Annotated in this window: 4 protein-coding genes; 2 read left to right on the forward strand and 2 right to left on the reverse strand. The window is 62.6% G+C overall.

Annotated elements, in window-relative coordinates:
* The coding region (locus tag DL238_RS15805; RefSeq protein ID WP_115493423.1) for an MFS transporter at positions 1-512 on the reverse strand (512 nt) is incomplete at its 3' end.
* 131 nt (positions 513-643) lie between these two features.
* Here DL238_RS15805 and DL238_RS15810 point away from each other — a divergent pair.
* The gene (locus tag DL238_RS15810) at positions 644-1,789 is read left to right on the forward strand and encodes an aldose epimerase family protein (protein ID WP_115493424.1); all 1,146 of its coding nucleotides are present in this window, start codon (positions 644-646) and stop codon (positions 1,787-1,789) included.
* Positions 1,790-1,797: 8 nt separating this feature from the next.
* Positions 1,798-3,597, forward strand: a complete 1,800-nt coding sequence (locus DL238_RS15815; protein ID WP_115493425.1) for an IlvD/Edd family dehydratase — start codon at positions 1,798-1,800, stop codon at positions 3,595-3,597.
* 37 nt (positions 3,598-3,634) lie between these two features.
* On the opposite strand, the gene DL238_RS15820 is transcribed toward DL238_RS15815, so the two are convergent.
* Entirely contained in the window at positions 3,635-4,366 is a 732-nt protein-coding gene (locus DL238_RS15820; protein ID WP_115493426.1) for a FadR/GntR family transcriptional regulator, read from the reverse strand.
* Positions 4,367-4,404: the final 38 nt, after the last annotated feature.

Here is a 4,404-nt window from a genome sequence, read left to right on the forward strand (position 1 = left end):
CCGAAATAGGGCGCAAAGAACGTCCCCATCGAATTGAATGCCTGCACGAGCGTGAGGCGCGATTCCGAACTCTCGGGCGGGCCGATCACGGCAACATAGGGATTGGCGGCGACCTGCAGCAGCGTGATGCCGCTTGCGATCACGAACAGTGCCACCAGCGTGATCGCATAGGATATCGCCGCAGCAGCGCCGATCATCCCGAACGCTCCGATTGCCATCGCGCCCAGCCCCAGGATCAGCGCATTCTTGTACCCGATCCGCTCGATCAGAAACGCCGACGGCATGCCCATCACGCCGTAGGCGATGAACCAGACCGATTCGATCAGCGTGGTCTGAAAATAACTCAGTTCGAACACGCTGCGCAGGTGCGGCAGCAGCGTGTTGTTGATGACGGTGATAAACCCCCACATGAAGAACAGGCTGGCCAGCAGCGCGAGCGCCTTGCCGTATTTCTGTGGTTCCGGTTGCGCACCTGCTTGCGCGTTGTCCGCTGCGATCGACGGCCCTGCCATGTAATCCTCCCCGAAAAACCGCTGCCATCCGCGGTCAAATTGAACGTTGCCAATTTTCTATATGTCTGACTATATGCCCCGATCACCGTGGTCAACAAACATCAATGCACGGGAAACCGGGGGGAGCAGTTATGACAAAAGGACGCTGGATCGGTTTGATGGCAGGGGCCTCTTCGATTTTCCTCACGAGCGGAGCCGCCGCTGCAACCGTCGAGAAGTCCGTCTTCGGCGAGATGCCGGATGGTGATACGGTCGAAGCGGTCACCCTTACCGGCGATAACGGGGTCAGCGTCGTGCTCATTACGCTGGGCGCGACGATCCAGGCATTCAACGCCCCCGACCGCGACGGGACTGCCGCCGACATCACGATCGGATACGACACGGTCGACGACTACCTCGAACGTCCCAACTACTGGGGCCAGACCATCGGCCGCTACGCCAACCGCTTTGCCGGCGGCCGCTTCACGCTGGACGGTCGGGACTATCAGGTTTCGCAGAACGATGGAGAGAACACGCTCCACGGCGGCGCCACCGGCTTCGACATGCGCAACTGGACGCTCGAATCGGTGAGCGACGGGGATCGGGCGGTCGCCGTCATGACCTTGCGCAGTGCCGACGGCGATCAGGGCTATCCTGGTAATCTGGACGTGAAGGTGGTCTATTCGCTCGACGATGCAGGCGCTCTGACGATCGACTTTTCCGCGACGACCGATGCGCCGACGATCGTCAATCTGACCAACCACGCGCTGTTCAATCTGGGCGGCAATGGCTGGCCCTACGGCACTTACGACCAGCGCCTGACCATTCCGGCAAGCCGCTACACCCCGGTCGACGGTGGCCTGATCCCGACCGGGGAACAGCGCGCCGTCGAAGGGACGGTTTTCGACTTCCGCTCCGGCAGGATGCTGTGGGATGGCGTGCGCGATGCGCAGGACGATCAGATCGCGCTGGGCCGCGGATGGGACCATAACTGGGTACTCGACAAAGGGCGCACCGCCCGCCCCGAACTGGCCGCAAGGCTCGAACACGATCTTTCAGGCCGGGTACTCGAAGTCCTGTCGACCGAACCCGGTCTGCAATTCTATTCCGGCAACTTCCTCGACGGGACGCTGGTTGGGAAGGACGACGTTCTCTATCGCATGGGCGACGGCATCGCCCTCGAGCCGCAGCTGTTCCCCGACACGCCGAACCAGCCCGAGTTCGGTTCTTCGCGCCTGGATCCGGGCGAAACCTATCGCCACACGATGATCTACCGCGTCTCAATCAAGAATAACTGAAAAGATTCATGAGCAACTACAAGAGCGAAGGCAAACTGCGTAGCAGGGCTTGGTTCGACAACCCCAATAATCCGGACATGACCGCGCTGTATCTGGAGCGGTACATGAACTTCGGGCTTTCGCTCGAGGAACTGCAGAGCGACAGGCCGATCATCGGCATAGCCCAGTCGGGCAGCGACCTCAGCCCGTGCAACCGGCATCACCTGGTGCTCGCCGATCGCCTGCGCGAAGGGATTCGCGAAGCGGGCGGTATCGCGATCGAATTTCCGGTCCATCCGATCCAGGAAACGGGCAAGCGGCCGACCGCCGGTCTCGACCGCAACCTCGCCTATCTCGGCCTTGTGGAAACCATCTACGGCTATCCGATCGATGGCGTCGTCCTGACCATCGGTTGCGACAAGACCACGCCTTCGCAGCTGATGGCGGCCGCCACGGTCGACATTCCGGCGATCGCACTGTCGGTCGGACCGATGCTCAACGGCTATTTCAAGGGCGAGCGGACCGGATCGGGCACGATCGTGTGGAAAGCACGGGAAATGCTCGCCTCGGGCGAGATCGACTATCAGGAGTTCATCAAGCTCGTGGCCAGTTCGGCCCCGTCGACGGGTTACTGCAACACGATGGGCACCGCCACGACGATGAATTCGCTGACCGAGGCGCTGGGCATGGCACTGCCCGGCTCGGCGGCGATCCCCGCGCCCTATCGCGACCGGCAGGAAAACGCCTATCTCACCGGCAAGCGGATCGTGGAGATGGTGGCCGAGGATCTGAAGCCGTCCGACGTGCTCACCCGGTCGGCGTTCGAGAACGCGATCCGGGTCAATACCGCGATCGGCGGATCGACCAACGCGCCGATCCATCTCGCTGCGATCGCCCGCCATATCGGCGTGCCGCTCGATATCGGCGAGTGGGAAACGATCGGGCATGACATTCCCCTGCTCGTGAACCTTCAGCCGGCGGGGGAATTCCTCGGCGAGGACTATTATCGCGCCGGCGGAGTGCCTGCGGTCGCCGCCCAGTTGCTGCACAACGGCCTGCTCGCCGGCGATGCCCTGACGGTCAACGGCAAGACCATGGGCGAGAATGTCGCCGACTGCGCAATCGAGGACGAGCGGGTCATCCGGCCTTTCGACCAGCCGTTGATGGAACGCGCGGGCTTTGTCGTACTTTCGGGCAATCTGTTCGATTCGGCGATCATGAAGACCAGTGTGATCTCGCAGGAATTCCGCGAGCGCTATTTGTCCGACCCGGACGATCCCGGCGCCTTCGAAGGCCGCGCAGTCGTCTTCGATGGTCCCGAGGAATATCACGAGAAGATCGACGATCGCGCGCTGAACATCACGGACGAGACGATCCTGTTCATCCGCGGCGCGGGCCCCATCGGCTATCCGGGCTCCGCCGAAGTGGTCAATATGCGGCCGCCCGCCTATCTGCTCGAGGAAGGGGTTCACTCCCTGCCCTGCGTTGGCGATGGCCGACAGTCGGGCACCAGTGCCAGCCCCTCGATCCTCAACGCCAGCCCCGAAGCTGCGGCCAATGGCGGGCTGGCTCTGCTGCGCACGGGCGACAGGGTGCGGATCGACCTGAAAAAGCGGAGGGCAGACATGCTTGTGCCGGAGGACGAACTGGCCGAGCGGCGTCGGCAGCTGGAGGCCGCCGGCGGATATTCCTATCCCGACAGTCAGACACCCTGGCAGGAAATCCAGCGTGCGCTGGTCGGCGACATGTCCTCGGGCGCTATCCTCGAAGGTGCCGAGAAGTATCAGCGGATCGCCGAGACCAAGGGTATCCCCCGCGACAGCCACTGACCTTGGGCGTGCCGGGCGCTCTAGCCGCGAGGGTTCGCTAATCGGCGTCCTGCAGCGCCGCCTCGGTTTCGCGCTCGGCGATCTTGATGAGGTTCGTCGCCGCAGCGTGCGCAACCTCGCCGTCCCCCTGTGCAATCGCATCGAACAGTGCGCGATGTTCCTCGATCGGGTCGCGCGGCTTCTTGTCGCTGCGGAACTTGAAATAGGTCGTCCAGCGCACTGCCGCACCAATGCTGGCGGAAAGGTTGATCAGCAGTTCGTTGTCCGAGGCTTCGAGGATCGCGGCGTGGAACGCCTGATCGGCCAACTGGCCTTCTGGCGTATGCAAGGTATGCCGTGCCATTTCCTCCAGCGAATGACCCATGCTGGCAAGATGGCGGCCCGTCTTCTTGCGCGCGGCGAGCTCTGCCGCGGCGGGTTCCACGATCAAGCGCAATTCGAACAGGCTTTTGACGAATTTGGGCGAGGGGGCGGCATCGAACATCCACTGCAGCACCACCGGGTCGAGCAGGTGCCACGCTTCGCGGGGCTTTACCCGGGTACCGATCTTCGGCTTGCTCTCGACAAGACCACGCGTCGCGAGCGCCCGCATCGCCTCGCGCACGACGCTGCGGGAGACCCCGAATTTCGCGGCAAGCTCCACTTCGCCTGAAAGGATCGTCCCGGGCTCGCATTTCCCGGTAACGATAGCGGTCCCCAGATCGCGCGCGATCTTGGAATGCGAAAACTCACTTCTCGCCTTTCGTCCGGTTGATGCCGTTATGGCCATTCTAATCTCCGTATTTGCCGATCCTAGCAGCATGCCCA

The organism is Alteriqipengyuania lutimaris (genome assembly GCF_003363135.1).
Classification (GTDB): Bacteria; Pseudomonadota; Alphaproteobacteria; order Sphingomonadales; family Sphingomonadaceae; genus Alteriqipengyuania; species Alteriqipengyuania lutimaris.

What these genes read in the sequence shown, in the direction of transcription:
- DL238_RS15810 (WP_115493424.1), top strand. Translation starts at nt 644, where the DNA reads ATGACAAAAGGACGCTGGATCGGTTTGATGGCAGGGGCCTCTTCGATT.
- DL238_RS15815 (WP_115493425.1), top strand. Translation starts at nt 1,798, where the DNA reads ATGAGCAACTACAAGAGCGAAGGCAAACTGCGTAGCAGGGCTTGGTTC.
- DL238_RS15820 (WP_115493426.1), bottom strand. Translation starts at nt 4,366, where the DNA reads ATGGCCATAACGGCATCAACCGGACGAAAGGCGAGAAGTGAGTTTTCG.